The 2,047-nt window shown below is 66.9% G+C and carries 2 protein-coding genes; one reads left to right on the forward strand and one right to left on the reverse strand.

Annotated elements, in window-relative coordinates:
• Window positions 1-651: recombinase family protein (locus tag ACYVD1_RS34590; RefSeq protein WP_460778693.1), on the reverse strand; the 651-nt coding region annotated here is incomplete at its 3' end.
• Between the two features lie 229 nt (window positions 652-880).
• On the opposite strand from ACYVD1_RS34590, the gene ACYVD1_RS34595 reads away from it, so the two are divergent.
• Window positions 881-2,047: ISL3 family transposase (locus ACYVD1_RS34595; RefSeq protein WP_460778694.1), on the forward strand; the 1,167-nt coding region annotated here is incomplete at its 3' end.

The raw sequence follows: 2,047 nt of genomic DNA on the forward strand, positions 1-2,047 counted from the left end.
TCTTCCCGAGGCCGCGTGGATCAACGAACCGGACACCGCACCTACCGCGCAGCACAGCGCTGACCTGTGTGAAGCGGCCTGACGATCACCTACCCCTGTCCGATTCGACTTGACACACTCCGGACCGCCGAGGAAACGCCCTTCCAGTTGCGCCATGGCGGCCATGGCGGCACGCACCCGCGTCTTGATCCGTGTGCGCTCTCCCTTGGAGATCCCTCCGTACATCGACATGATCAGTTCGTGGGCTTCGTTGGCGGGGTCGATCGCCCCACCGATCTCAGGGACCCACAACTGGACGCCGTAGTGCTCGAACATCGGGAAGGTCATGGCGAACTGGTTGCCGTAGAAGGCGCGCTGGGGCTCACCGACGACCACCGCGTCGAACCCGCGGTTGGGGTCTGCGAGCAGTTCCAGCAACCGGCTCGCTTCCGGACGTCGTTGCGGGGGGACCGAGCGCGAGTGGTCGATGTCGAAGAACTGCGCCACGATTCGCCCGTCCTTGGGCGCGATCAGGTTTTCAGCTCGCCGGTGCTGCCAGTGTCGTGAAGACTCCGGATCCTGGTGGTCCTCGGTGGATACCCGCCCCAGGAAGGCGAAGTACATCGGTTCTGATGGCGTCTGGTTGGGAGAGCCAACCGGACTAAGGGTCATTGGTCACCTTCTTCCTCACCTGATCGAGGTGTGTACTCATTCGGTGCGAATCGCTGTGCGTAGGCCGTGCGAAGGATGCGGAGCAGTGCCCAGGCCGCATCCGGCGTTAGCGCAGGGGGCTCGTCGGGCAGCTCCACGCGAGCCCGTGTCGGCGACACGTGAATACTGGTTCTGGCACGGATTTGATGAAGCGCCTGCGCCGACAGGGCTGTGCTCGCGATGATGCGAGGTGTCCCTCTCCTCCCTCCTCAGCCTGTTCTTCCCCCACCTGACCGGGCTCCGCATCGCCGATGCCCACCGCAGCGGCCGGACGGTACGCATCACCGCCACCTCCACTACCCGCACCGCCACCTGCCCGACGTGCGCGACGCCCTCTGCCCGCGTCCACAGCCGCTACCAACGCCGCCTGGCCGACACCCCCATCTCCGCCCAAGAAACCCTCATCCACCTGCACGTGCGCCGGTTCTTCTGCGACCAGGACACCTGCCAGCAGACGATCTTCACCGAACAGATCCCCAGTCTGACCCGACGCCATGCCCGACGCACCCCGCACCTGACCGAACTCCTAACCCACCTGGCTATGGCCCTGGGCGGACGAGCAGCAGCCCGCCTCAGCAGCCATCTGGCCACCGCGGTCAGCCGGATGAGTCTGCTGCGCCTGATCCGCGCCAGCACCGACACCGCACACGGAGTGCCCCGCGTGCTCGGGGTCGATGATTTCGCCCTGCGCAAGGGCCATGTCTACGGAACGCTGCTGGTTGACGTGGAGACCCGCCGCCCCGTGGACCTGCTCGATGAGCGCACCGCCCAGGCCCTCCAAGCCTGGTTGGTCGAGCGCCCCGGGGTAGAGGTGATCTGCCGGGACCGGGCCGGGGCCTACGCCGATGGCGCCCGACGCGGTGCCCCCGACGCTGTCCAGGTGGCGGATCGGTGGCATATGTGGCACAACCTCGGTCACGCTGTGGAGAAGGTCGTGGCCCGCTACCGCACCCGTTTCACCTGCCCGAACCCCACGTGGGAGGAAGACGAACCAGGCGGTGAGGTGGTCCAGACGCTCTCGCCTGGCCGTGCGGGGTGGCTCACTGAGCGCACCCGCACTCGCCACGCACAGGTGCACCAGCTGCGCCAGCAGCACAAGACGGTGCAGGAGATCGCCCGCGAGCTGGGGCTGGCGCGCAACACCGTGCGCCGCTTCGTACGCGTTCGCGATCCTGAGGAGTTGCTCGGACGCGACGGAACAGGCAAACGCCCCAAGGCCATCGCCCCGTACGAGGGCTACCTGCGCCAGCGGTTCACCGAAGGCTGTCGGAACGCGTCGATGCTGTGGACCGAGCTCAAAGAACAGGGCTATGGAGGAAGCTACGCCAGCGTGCGTGATGCGGTGCGCCCCTGGCGC

The organism is Nocardiopsis nanhaiensis, assembly GCF_054778635.1.